16 protein-coding genes are annotated in these 18,652 nt (G+C 58.6%); 8 read left to right on the forward strand and 8 right to left on the reverse strand.

Translation table 11 applies throughout. The annotated features are described in order from the left end of the window. Positions 1-56 precede the first annotated feature (56 nt). Together Poly24_RS21030 and Poly24_RS21035 are read left to right on the forward strand one after the other, a co-directional pair. Positions 57-2,006 carry a redoxin domain-containing protein gene (locus Poly24_RS21030; RefSeq protein ID WP_145100244.1) on the forward strand — a complete coding sequence of 650 codons (1,950 nt, stop codon included), beginning with the start codon at positions 57-59 and terminating at the stop codon, positions 2,004-2,006. A 216-nt stretch (positions 2,007-2,222) separates the two neighbouring features. After that, positions 2,223-3,419, forward strand: a complete 1,197-nt coding sequence (locus Poly24_RS21035; protein WP_145100247.1) for an LptF/LptG family permease — start codon at positions 2,223-2,225, stop codon at positions 3,417-3,419. A 12-nt stretch (positions 3,420-3,431) separates the two neighbouring features. Here the strand turns inward: Poly24_RS21035 and Poly24_RS21040 are convergent, their stop codons facing one another. Then, positions 3,432-4,715 carry a 3-keto-disaccharide hydrolase gene (locus tag Poly24_RS21040; protein ID WP_145100250.1) on the reverse strand — a complete coding sequence of 428 codons (1,284 nt, stop codon included), beginning with the start codon at positions 4,713-4,715 and terminating at the stop codon, positions 3,432-3,434. Between the two features lie 136 nt (positions 4,716-4,851). On the opposite strand from Poly24_RS21040, the gene Poly24_RS21045 reads away from it, so the two are divergent. Beyond that, the gene (locus Poly24_RS21045; RefSeq protein ID WP_197452067.1) at positions 4,852-6,414 is read left to right on the forward strand and encodes an adenylate/guanylate cyclase domain-containing protein; all 1,563 of its coding nucleotides are present in this window, start codon (positions 4,852-4,854) and stop codon (positions 6,412-6,414) included. A 183-nt stretch (positions 6,415-6,597) separates the two neighbouring features. Next, positions 6,598-7,620, forward strand: a complete 1,023-nt coding sequence (gene galE / locus Poly24_RS21050) for a UDP-glucose 4-epimerase GalE (RefSeq protein ID WP_145100256.1) — start codon at positions 6,598-6,600, stop codon at positions 7,618-7,620. Positions 7,621-7,678: 58 nt separating this feature from the next. On the opposite strand, the gene Poly24_RS21055 is transcribed toward galE, so the two are convergent. Next, positions 7,679-8,125 carry a Dabb family protein gene (locus tag Poly24_RS21055; RefSeq protein ID WP_231753266.1) on the reverse strand — a complete coding sequence of 149 codons (447 nt, stop codon included), beginning with the start codon at positions 8,123-8,125 and terminating at the stop codon, positions 7,679-7,681. Positions 8,126-8,231: 106 nt separating this feature from the next. Next, positions 8,232-9,701 carry a sulfatase-like hydrolase/transferase gene (locus tag Poly24_RS21060; RefSeq protein ID WP_231753662.1) on the reverse strand — a complete coding sequence of 490 codons (1,470 nt, stop codon included), beginning with the start codon at positions 9,699-9,701 and terminating at the stop codon, positions 8,232-8,234. A 281-nt stretch (positions 9,702-9,982) separates the two neighbouring features. Between Poly24_RS21060 and Poly24_RS21065 the strand changes: the two genes are divergently transcribed. From Poly24_RS21065 to Poly24_RS21075, 3 genes are all read left to right on the forward strand, one after another. Further along, positions 9,983-10,846 carry a class I SAM-dependent methyltransferase gene (locus Poly24_RS21065; RefSeq protein ID WP_231753267.1) on the forward strand — a complete coding sequence of 288 codons (864 nt, stop codon included), beginning with the start codon at positions 9,983-9,985 and terminating at the stop codon, positions 10,844-10,846. Between the two features lie 191 nt (positions 10,847-11,037). After that, positions 11,038-12,855, forward strand: a complete 1,818-nt coding sequence (locus Poly24_RS21070) for a c-type cytochrome (RefSeq protein WP_145100262.1) — start codon at positions 11,038-11,040, stop codon at positions 12,853-12,855. Positions 12,856-12,875: 20 nt separating this feature from the next. Beyond that, positions 12,876-13,397, forward strand: a complete 522-nt coding sequence (locus Poly24_RS21075; protein WP_145100265.1) for an ATP-dependent metallopeptidase FtsH/Yme1/Tma family protein — start codon at positions 12,876-12,878, stop codon at positions 13,395-13,397. A gap of 68 nt (positions 13,398-13,465) precedes the next feature. On the opposite strand, the gene Poly24_RS21080 is transcribed toward Poly24_RS21075, so the two are convergent. The 3 genes from Poly24_RS21080 to Poly24_RS21090 form a co-directional block, all read right to left on the reverse strand. Further along, entirely contained in the window at positions 13,466-13,774 is a 309-nt protein-coding gene (locus tag Poly24_RS21080; RefSeq protein ID WP_145100268.1) for a zinc ribbon domain-containing protein, read from the reverse strand. Positions 13,775-13,866: 92 nt separating this feature from the next. Beyond that, a complete protein-coding gene (locus tag Poly24_RS21085) occupies positions 13,867-14,649 on the reverse strand; it encodes a class I SAM-dependent methyltransferase (RefSeq protein WP_145100271.1) in 783 nt (260 codons plus the stop codon). A gap of 53 nt (positions 14,650-14,702) precedes the next feature. Continuing rightward, the gene (locus Poly24_RS21090) at positions 14,703-15,686 is read right to left on the reverse strand and encodes a GGDEF domain-containing protein (RefSeq protein ID WP_145100274.1); all 984 of its coding nucleotides are present in this window, start codon (positions 15,684-15,686) and stop codon (positions 14,703-14,705) included. Between the two features lie 477 nt (positions 15,687-16,163). Here Poly24_RS21090 and Poly24_RS21095 point away from each other — a divergent pair, with 477 nt between their 5' ends. Beyond that, the gene (locus Poly24_RS21095; RefSeq protein WP_145100277.1) at positions 16,164-16,514 is read left to right on the forward strand and encodes a response regulator; all 351 of its coding nucleotides are present in this window, start codon (positions 16,164-16,166) and stop codon (positions 16,512-16,514) included. A 23-nt stretch (positions 16,515-16,537) separates the two neighbouring features. On the opposite strand, the gene cls is transcribed toward Poly24_RS21095, so the two are convergent. Both cls and Poly24_RS21105 read right to left on the reverse strand, forming a co-directional pair. After that, positions 16,538-18,001 (reverse strand): cardiolipin synthase, encoded by a 1,464-nt coding sequence (gene cls, locus Poly24_RS21100; protein WP_261343095.1) that lies wholly within the window; start codon positions 17,999-18,001, stop codon positions 16,538-16,540. A gap of 32 nt (positions 18,002-18,033) precedes the next feature. Beyond that, positions 18,034-18,621: a hypothetical protein gene (locus tag Poly24_RS21105; protein ID WP_231753268.1), complete on the reverse strand. Its 588-nt coding sequence runs from the start codon at positions 18,619-18,621 to the stop codon at positions 18,034-18,036. Between the last annotated feature and the right edge of the window lie 31 nt (positions 18,622-18,652).

Consider the following 18,652-nt stretch of genomic DNA (forward strand, 5'->3'; position numbering starts at 1 on the left):
CCGATTCGATCGGCCGCCGGCTCGAATAGGTCTTCCCCCTTGGAAAGGTTGTCGAAGTGCTCCGCTCTTTTGTCGCTTCTTTGCTAGTCGTTGTTGCCTTCCATTCTCCTCTGCCGGGCGTTGAATCGTCAGCGGGACATCTCGGGTTGCAATTGGCCAAGATCGACGCCGATGACTTTCGCGGACGACGTTGGCAGGTGCAGGACTTTGACCAGCCCGACTTGCTGGTCGTCGCTTTCCTCGGAACGCAGTGTCCTCTGGCAAAGCTGTATGCAACGCGGTTGGTCGAGCTCGAAAAGGAATACGCTCCCCGCGGCGTCGGCTTTGTCGCGGTGATGAGCAACACGCAAGATTCGATTGCCGAGATCGCCGCCTTCGCTCGCGACCACCAGCTGACGTTTCCGGTGCTCAAAGACGCGGGGAATCGAATCGCCGATCGATTGGCTGCCGAACGAACGCCTGAGGTTTTCCTGTTGGACCGCGATCGAAAGGTCGTTTATTGGGGACGCGTCGACGACCAATACGGGATAGGTTTCGCCCGCGATTTCCCTCGCAGCTTCGATCTCAAGAATGCGATCGACGATCGACTGGCCGGTCGGCCGATCAAGACGCCGGTGACGCGATCGATTGGATGTATCATCGGCCGTCAAAAGAAAGCCGACAGCGATTCGAAGATCACTTTTGGCAATCAGGTTTCGCGGATCCTGCAGAAGCACTGCGTCGAGTGCCATCGTGAGGGAGAGATCGCGCCGTTTGCGTTGACCGATTACGACGAGGTCTCCGGCTGGGCTGACATGATCGCCGAAACCGTTCGCGGCGGACGGATGCCTCCATGGCATGCTGATCCCGCGCACGGGTCGTTTGCCAACGATCGCTCGATGTCCGACGAAGACAAACAGACGCTGTACGATTGGGCCGACGCGGGTGCTCCGGCGGGCGATCTTGCGAACCTTCCCGAACCGGTCCAATACACGCCTGGCTGGCTGCTGCCCCAAGAGCCCGACATGGTCGTCAACGTCAGCCCCGAGCCCTTCGAGGTTCCCGCCGATGGGGCTGTGAAGTATCAATATTTCCGTGTCGATCCCGGTTTCACCGAAGACAAATGGCTGCGCTATGCCGAACTGCAGCCTGGCAATCGCGAGGTGGTCCATCACATCTTGGCCTTCGCGGTGCCTAAGGGAACCAAGCGTGGGCTGGGAGCTCAACATGGCTACTTGGTTGGCTATGTCCCCGGCACGCGGATCGAACCTTTGCCCAAAGGCTGGGCCAAGAAGATTCCCGCCGGCAGCGAGCTGATCTTCCAAGTCCACTACACTCCGATCGGATCGCCGCAAATCGATCACAGCCGCCTGGGGATGATCTTTGCCGACGATGCGGAGGTCACGCATGAGATCGTCACCACCAGTGCGGTGCAGCCTCGGTTAAACATTCCTCCCGGGGACGACAACTACACAGTCACCGCGGTCCAACGCAATTTGCCCGACAGCCAACTGCTGGGCTTCAGTCCCCACATGCACCTGCGCGGCAAGGCGTTCCGTTACGAATTGATCGACCCCAGCGGTGATCGCAGCACGCTGTTGGACATCCCAGCGTACGACTTCAATTGGCAGACGTTTTATCTGTTCGACAATCCGATCTCGGTCGACGCGGGATCGCAAATGTTGTGCACCGCCGCGTTTGATAACAGCTCCAAGAACCTGAATAATCCCGATCCGACCGCGACCGTTCGCTGGGGGGACCAAACCTGGGATGAGATGATGATCGGGTACTTTCATTACGCGGTGCCGCGTGGGGAAGCGAAGGCGGCCGCGCCGACGATGCGTCAGCGGGCGGCCGATGCGGTCCGGCGAAACGGCCGTCTGCGGGTCTTTGAGCGGATCGACCGCGATGGCGATGGCAAGATCGCGCGCAAGGAAACCCCCTCCGAATTGCATGCAACCTTCGATCGCTTGGATCGCAATGGCGATAGCATTTTGACGCGTGCCGAGGTCGAAGCGGGGGAGTGAACTCGCTAGCATTTGCCCGATTATTTTAACTGACTGTTGCCGTTTAGGATTTGGCGAGGCAGCGTCGGCAATCCCAGGGGCATTGGGGCTCAGCGGTTACCTGGGTCGAACCGATTATCTAGATAGGTAAAGGCCGATCGGCGTTTCCGATTTTCGCGGAATTCGCTATTCTCCGGCCAATATTTAGAATCTCAAGGCCTCAAGTGTGATTGCCGGATGCCCACGCGGCTGACCCGATATATCCTCTGGGAAATCACGAAGGTGTTCCTGGTAGCGATCGTTTCGCTCACGGTGCTGATCTTATTGATCGTCGTCGCGCGGGAACTATTGCGCCAAGGTCTTGGTCCGGCGGCGCTGCTGCAGTTGTTACCGTTGTTCCTGCCGCTGAGTCTGCAATTCGCGTTGCCGACGACGGCCCTTTTTGCTGTCAGTGCCGTCTACGGGCGGATCTCTGCGGACGGCGAGATCGCGACGGTCAAAGCGGCTGGAATCTCGCCGCTGACGATCATGAAGCCGGCTTTCATCTTCGGTTTGATCCTCAGTCCGATCGCCGTGGGGCTGAACGATCTGGCCGTCGGATGGGGCAAGCCGGGCGTGAAACATGTGCTGCTGCATTCGCTCGAAGAGATCGTCTATCGGCGCCTGCAAGCCCAACGTTCCTACAGTTCGGACAAAGGGTTTTCGATCCACGTTCAAGATGTCAAGGATCGTCGCCTTCTATGGCCAACGGTCACCTTGCATAGTTCGGGCAGCGAATTGCCGATCACGGTCACGGCTAGCGAAGGAAGCTTGCATCTGAATGCCGAACGCGAGACGTTGATGCTGCGGTTGGTCGACAGCCGAATCGAGGGGGGCGGAGCTTTCCGCAGCCACTTCCCCGGCGAGATCGTTCCGGAGATTCCACTAAACAAAGCCTTCGCCAAGGGGGACCCCAGCAGTTCCCGCCCCGCCGATCTTCCACTGTATCTGATCGGTCCCGAAGCGATTCGCAGCGAAAAAGCGATGTCGATCGATCGTCAACGTCTAGCCGCTCAAACCGGTTTTGCGTTGGCCAATGGCCGCTGGAACGATATCGTCGGACCGCCGGGGGCTGACTTGCGAGGTGCGATTGGCGGCGGTGCCGATCGGCTGAACCGATTGCACGTCGAACCCTGGCGACGCTGGTCGTTCGGATTCTCGTGTTTCTTCTTCGTGCTGGTCGGAGCACCACTGGCGATCATGGCCAGAACCGCCGATTATTGGACCAGCTTTGGAATGGTCTTCCTGCCGATTCTGATCTTCTATTTTCCGATCTTCATCGTCGGCCAGGACTATGCCAAAAACGGAGAATTGCCACCCTACAGCGTGTGGATGGCAAACTCCGTCGTCGCGATTGTCGCTGTCTTCATGATCAAACGCGTTTGGCGTTATTGATCTTCAAGCAGATTAAAGCGGCAAGATGCTGATCTCTTTGAATTCAACCGGATCGTTGTGTCCGGCAAATCCGAAGTGACCTTTGCTGAGTTCGCGACCTGGGTGAGGCGAATCGGCCATGAATTCGGTCACCTTGCTGACATCGGTATCCAAGATCTTGTTGCCGTTGAGTTCGACGACGATGGTCGAGCCTTTAACAGTCACCTCTTGGAAGTTCCATTGGCCCACTTCGCGAAGGAAGCCGCGAGCCGCCGCTGCCATGCCGTAAGCCGAACCGTGATATTGCCTCGCGTCCAGCTTGGCATATTTTTCAGCCGTGTTGTCCAGAACCTGCAGTTCGGTCATTCCCGAATAAGCTGGGTTGCCTTCGCCGGGGTAACGAATCGCCAAGCCGTTGTTGCCACCTGGAGGCAGACGGAACATCACGCGTGCTTTGAAGTCGCCGTAGGTCTTGTCGGTGAACAGCGTTCCGCCGTGCTTCGGCTTGCAGCGGATCATGCCGTCGACGACTTCATAGTTGTCGACCGCGCCCTTCCAACCGGTCAGCGATTTGCCATCGAAGACCGATTCAAACCCTTCGCCACCGTGAGACGCCAGGATCTGATTCGCTTCGTCGGCACCGATCTCGCGGATCGCGACGTCGCGCCACAGGATCTCGCCGCCGTGGGTTTGCAATTGGATCGGGCCGCTGCGGAACAGCGGTTGGCTGCGGTCCCAGTAGTTTTCCATCAGGGCATTGTCGACGACCAATTGATCGTTCAGGTAGACGGTCGTGCGTTGCCCCACTTGGATCACGCGAACCGAGTTCCATTCACCGAACGGCTTGTCGGCCTTGACCAACGGGTCTTTGCCGGGAGCGCCAGCGGAGTTGTTCCAGAGGGCGCCGGAGCCGAGGTTGGCACCCAGCTTAAACTTGCTTTCGTCGGTCGTGTCCCAGATTTGCACCTGCGGTGTGCCACGCAGGTAGATCCCGCTGTCCGCTTTGGCCACCGTACGGTATTCGAGCTTCAGTTCGTAATCGGTGTACTCTTTGTCGGTCGTCAGGTAGGGGCCGTGGCCGTCGTTGATCAGCACACCGTCTTTGTTCGACCAATGCGCTTCGGTCTCTTGCTTCCACTGAGCAAGCTTTTCGGCGTCGACGTCCGCATATTTGCGGGGGTCCAAGTGGGGACGTCCGTGCCAGCCTTCGAGTCCCGATTCGGGAACCAAAGAGGTGAACTCGGGCGTGGTCTCTTGAGCGTTGGCGACCGTGCAAACCAAGGCCACAAGGGGAACGATAAAAGCAGAACGCAGCATGCGCAAGGCACTCCAGATTCGAATAGAGGTGGGTAAGATGGACGGGGACGGCCATTGTAACCTGAGCATCGCAGGTAAGCTACGGTTTCTGACGCCCCACATTCCCGAAACCCCCGCCGTTGGGTTCAATGAGAAAATGCAGCGTTCGATAACCTACCGCCAAGCCCTGCTTCTCGTCGCGATCATCCCCATCGTGGCGCAGGTTGTCGGCAGCGCGTTTAACATTTTTTACAACGTCGCCCATGTCCGTCCGCTGATCTCCGACGCCCAACAGGCCACGCTGTTGAGTTCGATCATGTGGGTCAATTGCCTGGTCTATCCGGCGGCAACCATCGCCTGGGGGAGCGTCGTCGGGCGTTTCCAATCGATTCTCAGTCAGCGGGAGCGTGGCCTACCGATCCCTTCCGACAAACTGGAATCGATTCAGCGTCTGGCGATCAATCTTCCCTGGTGGATGATCTTGATCGGCAGCTTGGCTTGGCTGAGTTGTATTCCAATGATCGTCGTTCCGCTGAAACTTGCCGACAGCGGGCTCGATGCGCGGGTCCCCATCCTGTTGACGGTTTCGATCGTCGTCTCGGCGCAGATCGCCTTGACGCACGCCTTCTTCGCCCTCGAATTGGCGAGCCACAAGTTCTTGTTTCCATTGCTGTTTGTCGAGATCCAGCCGTCGTCGATCCGTGGCGCGTATCCATTAACACTTCGCGGCCGGGGGATCGCATGGAGTCTGTCAGCGGTCTTCTGTCCGATCGTTTCGATCCTGCTGCTGTTCTATGTTCCGCAACCCGAGGCGCAGCGAGAACTCACGTTCCCCATCGCGGTCGGGTGCATCGCGATGTTGTTTGGTCTCGCATCGGCATGGCTGGTAGGACGATTGTACGGAACACCGATCCGCAAGTTGAAGCAAGCCGCCCAAGCGGTTGCACGCGGCGAACTGGATACGCAAGTCCGGTTGTTGCGAGCCGACGAGTTTGGGCCGTTGATCGAGGAGTTCAATCAGATGACGCGTGGCCTGCAAGAGAAGGAATCACTGCGGCGGATGTTTGGTCTGCACGTGGGCCGGCAAGCGGCGGAACAGATCCTGGCCAGTGTGCCGGGGCTCGGCGGCGTGGCGCGGGAGATCACGGTGATGTTTGTCGATATCCGCGGCTTCACCGCCAGCAGCGAAGGACGCGACCCAACCGAAGTCGTTGCGGTTCTGAACGAGTTCCTGACGGCAATGGTCGACGTCGTCGAGACACAACATCACGGGATGGTCAACAAATACCTTGGCGATGGTTTCATGGCCCTGTTCGGCGTCGGGGCCGATCGTCCGCAGCACGCCGACGACGCCGTCGACGCGGGGGTAAGCATGATCGATCGCTTAGGCAAACTGAACGCTGCGTTTGAGTCGCGGCAAATGCCACCGCTGCAGATCGGTATCGGGATCCATTCGGGCAACGCGTTGGTCGGCAGTATCGGGTCGAATCAACGACTGGAATTTACAGCGATCGGCGATGCCGTGAATATTGCCTCACGAATCGAATCGCTGACCAAAACCGTCGGTACACCGATGCTGCTGACCGCGGCAACGCACAGGCAACTGCAACACCCTCACGACCTGCAACCCCACGCGCCGCAGCCCGTTAAGGGAATTCGGGATCCGATCGTCACCTATGGCCTGCGCGACAAGATCGCATCGCCAGTTACCGATTCGTAGCCGGCCGCGCGATCACGACTGGTTGGACAGCGTGGGATTGTGACCTAAGCTTTAGCGTCCAGCGATTTGTCTCGAGTGCGGCGACGCCTGTTTTTCGGACCACGAGGGGGCCGGATCATCGCTGCGATCGCAAATGGCGACACAAAACTAACTACCTATTTAACTTGGGCAGGATCGATACGGATGCGAATTCTAGTGACCGGCGGTGCAGGCTATATCGGCAGCCACACCTGCGTGGAATTACTGCACGCGGGACACGAATTGGTCGTCGTCGACGACTTGAGCAACAGCAAACGCGAGTCGCTGCGCCGCGTCCAACAACTGGCCGGTAAGACGCTTGAATTTCATGAATTAAGCCTGCTGGATCGCGATGCGCTGACCGGCGTCTTGTCCGCTGCCGACTTTGATGCGGTGATCCACTTTGCAGCATTCAAAGCGGTGGGTGAATCGGTCGCCAAGCCGTTGGAGTATTACCAGAACAACGTCACCGGCACGATCAACCTGATGGATGCGATGCGCTCCTGCGGTTGCAAAAATCTCGTCTACAGTTCGTCCTGCACCGTCTATGGTGAACCGCAGCAACGCCCAGTGACCGAGGACCATCCGGTCGCTCAAGCGGAGAGCCCGTACGGTTGGACCAAGCTGATGACCGAGCAGATCATGCGCGACGTCTATGTCAGCGACCCCAGTTGGAACTTCGCGCTGCTGCGTTACTTCAATCCCGTCGGAGCCCATCCCAGCGGCGACATCGGCGAAGATCCCAATGGCATCCCCAACAATCTGATGCCATTCATCACGCAAGTTGCGTTGGGCAAACACGAGAAATTAAATGTCTTCGGCGGCGATTACGACACGCCCGATGGAACTTGCATCCGCGATTACATCCATGTCGTCGACCTCGCCCTAGCGCACGTCAAAGCTGTCGAAAAGGTCGGCAAAGAAGAGGGAATCTTCACGTACAACCTGGGAACCGGAACCGGGTCAAGCGTGTTGCAGGTGATCGCTGCGTTCCGCGAAGCGACCGGGATCGATCTGCCTTATGAAATCGTCGACCGTCGCGCCGGCGACGTGATCGTCGCCTATGCCGATCCGTCGCGTGCCGAGCGAGAACTGGGCTGGAAGGCGACGCGGAATCTATTGGACATGTGTCGCGATGGATGGAACTGGCAACACAAAAATCCCGAGGGGATGGTCGAAGCGGTCTAATGCTTCGGCCAGCCGCGCGGGTCGGCGAGACCAGCGGCGGCAAGCGACCGGACGATGCTTATTCGTTGGTCCAATAATCGACGACCAACACTTTGTCCAAGTGAGGCTTCAGCACGTCGACAAAGGCGAGGTGATCGGCGTGGGGAAGGTAGGCCGCGCGATCGGCTTCGCTTTTGAAGGTCACTAGAAAGCAATGAGTGAACCCGTCGGCGAGCCCTTCGGGGCTGTTTTCGGTGCCATGCTCATAGGCGTGAATCTGCGGGATCTTGCTCTTCAGTTTGCCGAACTCGTCGACGACCTTCTGAACGTCCGCCTCGGATGAACTCTCTTTGAACTTAAACAGCACCACGTGCCGCAACAGCTGTGTCTTGGCTGCTGGCTTTTCGTCGGCGATCGCCATCGATCGGTCTCCCAGTTGTCCGCTCATCATCGCACCGCCCAGCAGAGCGCTGGCCAGGGATGCTGCGAGGAACCATTTGTGTGAAGCAAGAGTTTGAAATCTCATGATGTGGAACCTGTCGGGGTGAAAGGTGAGTGATTTTTCGAAGGTCGAATTATAGCACCACCGCCCCGGCAACGATGCCTTGGCGGTGGGATGCTGAGGATCTCGATCAGTCGATCTGCGGCTGGTCCCACAATCGGTAGGGATCGTCGAACTGCTGTTGCTGCGATAAAAGCAACGCTTCCATTTCTTTCCGCTTCTCCGCAAATCGCGGGTCGTCGGCCAGGTTCACTTGGTCCTCGGTGGGGGCAGTCCCCGTCAACTGGCTGACCGACGCTGTGTGATGCTGCGTCAGGAATTCATGCGGATTGGCGGCCAAGTTGAACAGCTGTGTCTCGCGGACCTTGCCATCGAGGACATCGTATTTGATCAATTTCCAATCCCCTTGTTTGACGCATCGCATTCCCGGCTTGGTGCCACCGCAATAGACGCCGTAGAGGACATTGCGGATCGTTTCTTTTTCTCCCTTCAGGATCGGGGCAAAGCTGGTCCCTTCGTTGGTCTTCGGCGGTTGGACGCCCGTCAGATCGCACAGCGTCGCCAAGACATCCAACAGATAGACGTTCCCCTCGGCGCGGCTGGCCGCTTTGATTCCGGGACCTTTGACGATCAACGGCACCCGCCAGGTGTGTTGATACAGATTCTGTTTGCCCTGCAATCCGTGTCGGCCAATCGCCATGCCATGGTCGGCGGTGTAGACGATGTAGGTGTTGTCCAGTTCGCCCATCGCGTCTAGTTTTTCCAACACGCGACCGATCTGGATGTCGATGTTCTCGCTGCAGGCGAATTCGCGTCCTATCTCGTTGCGGATCGTCGTCGGGTCGCGGCGTTTCCAGACGCCACTGACGCTGACCTCATCGCGAAGGTTCGGGTGCCCGTGATGGAACGGATGTTCGGGAAGGTAGTTGACCGGCAGTTGCGGTGCATCTTCGTTGGCTGGCGGCAGCGTTTCGGGATCGGCGTGGTTGACCGCTCCATATTTTGACAACAGTTCCGGAGTACCGTCACGCGTGTCGTGAGGGTGCGAAAAACCAAAGTAGATCAAGAACGGATCGGTCTGTTTTTCCGATTCGCGATCGTTCAGGTAGTCGAGCACTTGTTCGGCATGCCACGCGCTGCCGGATTCCGCCGTCCCGCCACGTTTCGTCGCGTCGTGCCGCCGTGTGAACTGGCGGTTGGCCGCTTCGTAACTGTTCCCCCGTTTGCACGTTCGCATTGTCGCGTACCCAGCGCGGTTAAAAACCGCCGCCATCGTATGCTCCGCCAGATCGGCGGGAGCGTGATCGAATCCGACAGGCTTGTTGTTTCCCGCTTTGGCTTGTTGCTTCTTGTTCGGTTTAGGGCCGGGCAGATGCCACAGCGTTCGCCCCGACATCACCATGTGTCGCGACGGGGTGCAGACCGCGCCAGACCACGATCCCATGTGATACGCTCCGTCGATCGTCATCCCTTCGGCGGCCAAGCGATCCAGGACGGGAGTCTCCAGCGCCGAATCGGGGTTGTACGACTTCAAGTCGAACGGGGACTGATCGTCGGCGATGATGAACAAGATATTGGGACGGTCGGCAGCCTGCAGCATCGCCGAGGATGCAAAGATCACAAAAAGGAAGCAGATGCGAATCGCCGATTGGTCGATGCGCGGTCGAACTGTCGAAAGCGAGGCGTAAGTCATGTTGGGGTTCCGTTGGAATTTGGGGGCAAACGGATTTGAAGTTGCGTTTTTGGGAATCGATCCGACAATGATCGGTTCCGCAAGGACGGGGCCTCCCTATCATACCGAGATGTGATCGCTCGAATCGAGCAGTTTGTCAGCGAATCAGGGCAAAACTGACCGCAGCGTCGCATCTCACACCACAAAAGATGACTGAATTGAACAATTCCGACCCGCAATCCCGGCTAGCGCAACACGATCACGATGCCGCGATCGATCACAACCGCCGCGCGTACGATCAGATGGCGCTGGCGGGCGAGCCGTTGTGCCGACCGGCGACCAAAGCAGAATTGAGCAAGCCGTTGGCGACCATCGATCAGATCGGCTGGCTGGGCAAAAGCATCGCCGGCTGGCGGGTGTTGTGCTTGGCGGCTGGCGGCGGTCGGCAGAGTGCGTTGTACGCCAAAGCGGGAGCCGACGTGACGGTGGTCGATATAAGTGGCGAGATGCTGGAACTCGATCGCCGCGCGGCTCAGGAGCATCAGTTGCCGATCCGCACGATCCAGGCGAACATGCAGCATCTGCCGATGTTGGATTCGGCCAGTTTCGATCTGGTCATCCACCCCGTCAGCACCTGTTACGTCCCCGACGTGGCCCCTGTTTTTCAAGAGATTGCGCGGTTGCTGCTGCCCGGCGCGCTCTACATCAGCCAACACAAACAACCGACAAGTTTGCAGTCGACGCTGTCGCCATCGGCTAGTGGACATTATGCGGTTCAGCACACCTATTACCGCCAGCAAGCGATCCCCGCGGCGACGGAGAAGACGCATGCCGCCAAGCGGTTGCGGGAGGATCGCGCGATCGAATACCTGCATCGCTGGGAACAGATCGTCGGCGGAATCTGCCGCGCCGGGATGGTGATCGAAGATCTTGTCGAACCGATGCACACCAAGGCCGATGCGGAACCGGGGGCGTTCGCGCACCGTGCCAGCTATATCGCACCCTATGTGCGGATCAAGGCGCGGCGCAAGCAAACCGCCGAGCCCCGCAGCGGTTTGCTACTGCCAAGCTGATTCGTTGTGAGGATCGGCGCGGACAGTGGGAACCTTGGTTGATACAATGCACTGCGTCGAGGTGGTTTCCATTGGGGCGAATTGGACGCGAATGCGTGCCGGTTGATCCCTGCGATGGAAACGCGAAACGGATTGGGGCCGTGCCCCGATCCTTTACTCCTTCCTTCCCGAAATCCCACCGGAACCGCTTTATGCAATCTCGATCGCGAGCCTTGTTGCTGACGTTGGTTTACCTGAGTTTGGCTGTCGGTTGTGGAGCTGCGTTTGCAGCTCGGGCAGAGGTGATCGATCCGTCGATCGATCGTTCCCCCGTCGACTTAGCCCTCTCGCCCGATGGAAAGTGGCTGGTCACCGCCAACGAAACCTCCGGCAGCGTGTCGTTGATCGACGCCGTCGCAGGACGTGTGGTCGACGAGCTTCGGATTGGAAGCCATCCAGCACACATCGACTTCACGCCCGATGGGACTACGATTTTGGCGACCAATCAGTGGTCGGGGGAACTGAGTCTGCTGGCGATTCGCGAAGGCAAACTTGCCGCCATCGGATCGGTTCACGTTAGTGGGCATCCGCAAGGTTTTGCGATCGCCCCGGACAATCGCACGGTTTACGTGGGGCTGACCGCGGCGGCTCAGGTGGCGCAAGTCGATCTTCGCAGCCTGTCGGTCGTTCGCCGAATCGACGTTGGGAATTGGCCGCGTTATCTAACGCTCTCGCCCGATGGAACGCGATTGGCTGTCGGTTCCAGCGGCGATGCCGAGATCGAAGTCATCGACACCGCAACGGCGGAACCGTTGTACGAGGAGCCATTGGCTAACGGCGTGAACATCGGACACATGACGCCATCGGCCGACGGACAATACGCCTACTTCACTTGGATGATCTATCGCACCAATCCAATCACTCGCGACAACATTCAACGGGGCTGGATTTTGGCCAGCCGAATCGGCCGCGTCCGTCTGGATGGAGCTTCGTACCGCGAGGCGATCTCGTTGGATGTGCCCGAGATGGCGGTGGCCGATCCGCATGGCTTGGCGATCAGCGGCGACGGCCAGCGTTTGGTTGCGTCCTCGTCGGGGACTCACGAATTGCTCGTCTATCGCTTGCCCGACCTTCCTTTTGTCTCGACCGGTGGCCCCGGCGATCTGATCGATCGGCGGTTGCAGCGGGATCGCGATCGATTCAGCCGGATCGATGTTGGCGGCCGGCCGATGGGACTGGAGATCGCCGCGGACAACCAGACGGTTTATGTCGCCAACTATCTGAAGAATTCGCTGCAGTCGGTCGACTTGAAAACGAAGCAAGTTGTCCGCGAGATCGATCTCGGTGGACCGTCGACTCCATCGCCCGCGCGGCAGGGGATGGCGATCTTTTACGACGCCCAGCACAGTCTCGATCAATGGTACAGCTGTCACTCGTGCCATCAAAACGGCGGGATCAATTCGCGACCGATGGATACCTGGAACGATGGGACCGAGATGACCTTGAAGACGGTCCTGCCGTTGTATGAACTGACGCAGACCGGTCCTTGGACGTGGCACGGTTGGCAGGAAGACCTGGACGACGCGATGAAGAAGTCGTTTACGGTGACGATGCAGGGGAAGCAGCCGACGCAAGCGGAGACCGATGCGTTGATCGCGTTTCTGAGCACGATGCCAAGCCCGCCCAATCCGTTCACCGAGTCCGATGGGACGCTTTCGGCCGCGGCGCAGCGAGGGAAGGAACTGTTTCACAGCAGCCGCGCCGCGTGTGCCGATTGCCACAGCGGACCGCAGTTTACCGATGGCGAGATCCACGATGTGGGGACCGGTTCGAAGTCGGATCATTACGATGGCTACAACACGCCGACGCTGCGTGGCACCTATCGCAAGGTGCGTTGGATGCACAGCGGCCGGGCGAAATCGCTGGAGCGTGTGCTGACCGACTTGCACAGTCCCGAAAAGGTTTCGGGGCTGCCGAAGTTGAGCGACGATGAAGTCGCCGATCTGATCGCCTACCTGCGGACCTTGTAGGACGAAGACTGGAAACGCAGATGAACGAACCGGCAGCCGATCCGGCCGCTCGCCAAGCGGCGATCGAATTGACAGCGACCGCCTATCACGAGGCGGGGCATGCGGTGATGGCGATCTCGTTGGGCCGGCCGATTCAAAAGGTGACGATCGCTCCGGGGCCGCTGCAAACCGGCGGCTATCGGTTGGGCGTTTGCGAGCTGCGGAAGGGACGCGGCCGGGCGTCGCAAGACGTGATCGAAGACGAAGCGCTGATCCTGCTGGCCGGGATGGTCGCCGAAGCTCGTTTTACCGGCCGGTATTGCCCGCGCGGTGCCGCGGCGGATCTGCGAACGGTCGAACGTGTTCTGGAAGGCCGCGCGAAGACCCAGCGTCAACTGGAACGCTTGCAGCGGCGACTGTTGGACAAGACCGAACATCTGTTAAGCGATGAAGCGCATGCGGTGGCGATCGAACGGATCGCAAAGGAGTTGATCGAAAAGACAACGATCAGCGGCCGAGCCGTCCGACATCTATTCGAGCAAGCCCAACAACAGTTCGGCTGAGTCGCTGGAGTCGAGGCTTCAGCCGACCTTTGCGCTGGAGTCGAGGCTTCAGCCGACCGAGCGCATCCTCACATCCCCAACGACAGCAGCAATCCGCCGACAAAACAGATCAGCAGTACGATGATCACAAACGACTTGAAGTCGCGGCGTGGGGGCGCGTCGCCGGGGAACTCGCGCTGCAAGAATTCGTCGTAGTCAAAGTCATCGTCCGACATGTCGTCGGCGTAGCCTTCGGTTTCGTCCTGCCAACCCGAAGCATCCGAGGCGCCGCAGTGCCGGCAAAAGGTGGCCGTCTCAAGAATCATCGCACCACAATGCGGGCAAGGGGTGCGATCGACCACGGTACGCCGGCGTCGTCGGAACCATTTGGCAAACATTGTTGATCCTTGATGCGTTGATCGGGCCCGGCGCTGCGCGAACCAAACCGGCGGTTTGCGGACGCGCCGGCCAGCGGAGGGCTATCCCAATCTTAAGCGTTTGAATCGCGGCGGCGGAAGACGAAGACGGCGTCGGCTAATTCGTTGTCCAATCGCTGGGGTTCATCGATGTCGTAATCGAAATCAAAAACTTCCAGCAACTCCAGATCGGGGACTTTGGCGATCAGCGTCTTGAATTGAGCGGCTTTGTACAGTCGCAACTGGAATTCGGAGCGGCCGCGGATCTCGCCGCGCGGCGTCTTGGCCAGCATCGAGATGCGGAGCGATTCGAGCCGGGTGCGGCGACAGAAATCGAGCACGCGCAAGGTGAAGCAGACCGAGGTCTTGCCGCTGCTGCCACGCCAGCGTTCGATACACTCCTCGTCGGCGTCGGGGGGCATCAAGTGGAAGCCCAACAGATACAGACCGCCGGGACGCAGATGATCGGCGACCATTTGCAGATGGGATTGAGCCTCCTTTTCGGTCAACAGATGCCGGAAGGTGTTCATCGTGCAGTAGGCCATGTCGAACTTCCGCGGCAGCGAGAAGTCGATCATATCGGCGTTGAGCACCTGGGCGGTGCGATCGATGCGGCGGAGTCGCGAACGGGTGTAGCGGAGGGCGGGTTCGCTGAGATCAAACCCGGTCACGTCGTACCCACGGCGGGCCAATTCGACGACTAAGCGTCCGCTGCCGCAGCCAGGTTCCAGCAGATGTTTCAGCGGGCCGTCGCCAAACTTGGCCCACGCCGCCTCGATGAAGTCGGCTTCGTCATCGGTTTCATCGCGGAAGGCGAGGTCGTAATACTGCGGGTAATCGTAGAGACTTTTTTGCATGCGAAGACAGACTTGGCGTTAGGCGTAGCGATCGTGCGGTACCGGCAAGCCCATCAGACGTCGCCACCGATCAAGGCGTCGCAAGGCAACGGGAACGCCGGATCCGCGAACAGATTCAACTCGCCCCGATTCCGGCCATTGGACTTCGCCAGATACAACGCTTTGTCCGCCCGCTCGATAATGCTGCCAACGGTATCATTTGCATGCGAGATCGTCAAACCAGCGCTCGCGGTGACTCGGTAGCGCGTGCCTTCGAATTCGACCAAATGCGACGCGATCAGGTCGATCAAGTCTCGCATCCTGGTGGTCGCTTGAAGATCGGTGGTCGTGGGCAACAAAACGCCAAACTCTTCACCACCATAGCGCGAACAAGTCTCGTCGGAGGCCACCGAACCACGAAGCACCCGGCCCAATTCACTCAACACATAATCCCCGGCGCGGTGCCCATGTTGATCGTTGAATTGCTTGAAATGGTCGACATCCAAAATCAGAAAACCAAAAGCCTGCTGGTCAGCTGAAAACTTTGCCAACGTCTGGTTGAGCGCTCGATCGAGGGCGCGACGGTTTCCCAAGCCCGTGAGCGCATCGGTATGCGCCGCAGTCTTGAGAAAACTGATCTGACGCTGCCTCGCGATTCCGTACCGAATCGCACGGTACAGCAGTTGTCCGTTGATCAGATCCTTGGCAAGGACATCTTGAGCCCCACATTCAACCATTCGCATCCCCATCGCTTCATCGTTGCGATCGGTCAGCCCCAAGATGGCCAGCTGAGGATCGATATTCCGAATCGCCAACAAGGTTTCAAACGGATCCTCTTCCTCGTGATCGATGTTGATGATCAAACCATCGAATGGCTGTCGGGCCAGCAGATCGATCGCTTCGGCGGACGTTGAGCAAGCGGAAACGTCCCACGGTTGCCAATGGGCGTGTTGCAACATTCGATGCAGCAACAGCGCATCGGTATCGCGAGGTTCGACGAGAAGGATCTGCAGGCGAGGTTCGGTCAAATGGGTGTCATCACGTGAGTGGCCTAGCAACGGAAAGAATCACCATGGACAGCCTAGTGCTAACTGACCAATGGCGGAGATCGCTCCAATCCTTCCCGCGCCGCTTTCATCAAAACTATAGGACACCGATGCTTCGGTCCCCTCGCGGGGCGGTCCTCACCGGGGCGCCCAGGCTGAGGTTGAAAACCTTTTTTAGCGATCAGACCGATTCTGCCAATGGTGCCCCCTTGAACCTAATCCTGATTTGCAAATCTGCCACACGCCCGACGGTGCCCTGTTATTGGTTAGCTATGTTTCAGGTACGGCTTCAGAAATCGCGTGGTTACTGTCGACCAATTAAGAATAGGTTGCACGAGGGTTTCTGTTTTGTGTGGCTCAACGGTGCCATGCCCGCCTTTCAGCTCTAATTGAGGAGCCTGAATCGGCGTTGCAAGACAGGCGAGCCATCGGCTATTGGGTTGGCTGTGCAACAGATGCACGATTACTTTCAATGTCGAGGAAAGAACGATGAGTGGATGGTTGGTAGTCAATCAGAATATTGAATTGACAGATCGCACGCGTCAGCAAGTCAACTCGCGGGGCCTCTCTTGTGAAACCGCTCACAACTGGCAAACCGCCGAACAACGGATCCTCAGCAATCGCTACGACGTGATCATCGTCGATCAAGCGGTCGAGACGGGAGACCATCGCGACGTGTATCAACACATCGCAGCATCCCCGGAACGGATGAATTGCAAGTTCATCGTGACAGGTGAAACGCCTGCGATCGATGTCCCGCAAAACGATGCAGGCGTCATGCGATGCGAATCCAAAATGCTCGCGGATATCGACAACCTAATTCGCCAGGTTGGCGCGTAGCGGATTCGGCGTGCAACGCTGAATTAAAGCACCGGACCAATCAGCCGCAGGATGTTCTCCAGCAGACGTTCTCTCAGCGACCGATTGGTCCACGTTGCATGGTCCACTCGCTGGCTGGCATCGATGTAGCTTCCCTGAAGGGCGCGAACCGGGCCAGTTAAATCCTGCCCGTACAGGAACAACGAAACTTCATAGTTCAGCCACAAGCTGCGCATGTCGAGATTCACCGTTCCGAACATCGCCATGTCCCCATCGGCCGTGATCGACTTGGTATGCAACAGGCCCTTGTCGTAGAGATAGATCTGCACCCCCACCTCTAACAGCTCATCAAAATAAGATCGGCTGGCGAAATGCGTTAGCACCGAATCGACACGGTTCGGCACAACCAGATGCACCTTCACACCCCGCCCCGCGGCGCCGCGAATCGCTCGGACCATCGAATCGTCGGGAACAAAATAGGGGGTCGTTAAGACCAATTCATCGTGCGCTGAATTGATAAGCGCCAGCAGCATCTGCAGCAGCCCATCGTCGGTTTCCGACGGTCCCGAAGGAATCACTTGGATGTCGCCGGTCCCTTCACGCTCCACCATCCGCAGCTCCGCACAACGGATGATTTCATCGATCGATTCATCGGTTTCCAACATCCAGTCGCCGATCATGGTCATCGCCAACGGCGAGACCGCGCCACCTTGCACGCGCAGCATTGCATCGACCCACTGGCCCACATCGGCATCCTGTTTAAAGAACTTGGGATCGACCAAATTCATGCTGCCCGTCCAGGCCACCTCGCCATCGACGACAACGATCTTGCGATGCAGCCGGAGGTCGTTGCGCGCGAAGATCGTACGCCATAGCCCAGCCTTCAGCGCAGGTCGACAGCGGACTCCTGCTTGGCGCAGCTCCGCCGGTTGCTGTCCCTTCCACCACGGTCGTCCGCCGACACTATCGACAAGCACGCGACATGAGACGCCGCGCCCGGCGGCCCGCTTCAACGCCTCCAAAACCAGCTCGGCAGCGCCCCCTTGGTTCCAAATATAGAACTCAATCAGGACGCTGTTACGCGCCTGATCGATGTCCGCGGCAATGCCTCGGAGAATCGTGTCGGCATCTTGGAACAACTCAACTCGACTGCCCGAGACCGTCGGCACCCCGACTTGACTCAGCCCCAGCCGATTCATGGCAGCGGCCTCACGGCGATGCGATGTCCAGTCGACATCGGTCAAGCCTTCGGTGATCGCCAACTCCGTCAGGCGTTCGTAATCGATACGCAGGCGGGCAATCTTCCGTGCCCGACGTTGGCCCACGCGACGCTCGCCGACCAGCAGGTAAAAACTGACTCCGGCCAACGGAACCGCGACGACCAAAAACAGCCATGCCAGCGCAACCCCGACCGGAGGCTTGCGCATGATCACGCGAAACGAGATCAAGGTAGCGGCCACAACATGCGCTATCGTGATGGCGATCGAAACTGAGACGGGTTCAACCAAAATGAGCTCCGCAATGCAAACGGACTGGGCGACTAGGAATTGGAATCGGCAGCCGGCGAGGTCTCGCCAGCCGCTTCCGCCGACGGCGATTCATTTCCCTCGGCAGCCGCGTTCTCATGCGATACCGTTGGGCTCGGCTTGGCAGCGGCATGTCCATGCGGCGTGTTCGTGGCGACCACGATCACCCCCACAACAACCATCGCAATCCCGCCCCACAGCGCGGGGCTGATCTGGGTGTGGCCCCACAACCGCCATGTCGAATAGAGCGCCGTAACCGAAACCGCTCCGCCAAAAACGATCGGCATCACCAACAACGCGTTCCCTTTGCTAGTCATCATCGCGGAGGTCAGGAACAAAGCGCCCAAGGCCCCCAGGCACCCCGCCAAGAATCCCCACTTCGCCGGAGCAAAGTGTTCGCCGGAATACGAGAACGTGTCTCCTTTTAAACGCATCGCGATCAGACCTCCAATGATCGCGAGGACCACGTAGGCGATACCAATAAATACGTAAGGCTTGAACGGCGACCAAGATTTGCTTTGGGCGTTGCCAATCGTGGGACCATACATTCCCCAGCACATCGCGGTGCACAAAGCAAACAGAACGGGTAAGAATATCTTCATTCGGTTGACCTCAAGTCTCTTTTATGTCGGT

The sequence above is a fragment of the Rosistilla carotiformis genome (genome assembly GCF_007753095.1).
GTDB lineage: Bacteria > Planctomycetota > Planctomycetia > Pirellulales > Pirellulaceae > Rosistilla > Rosistilla carotiformis.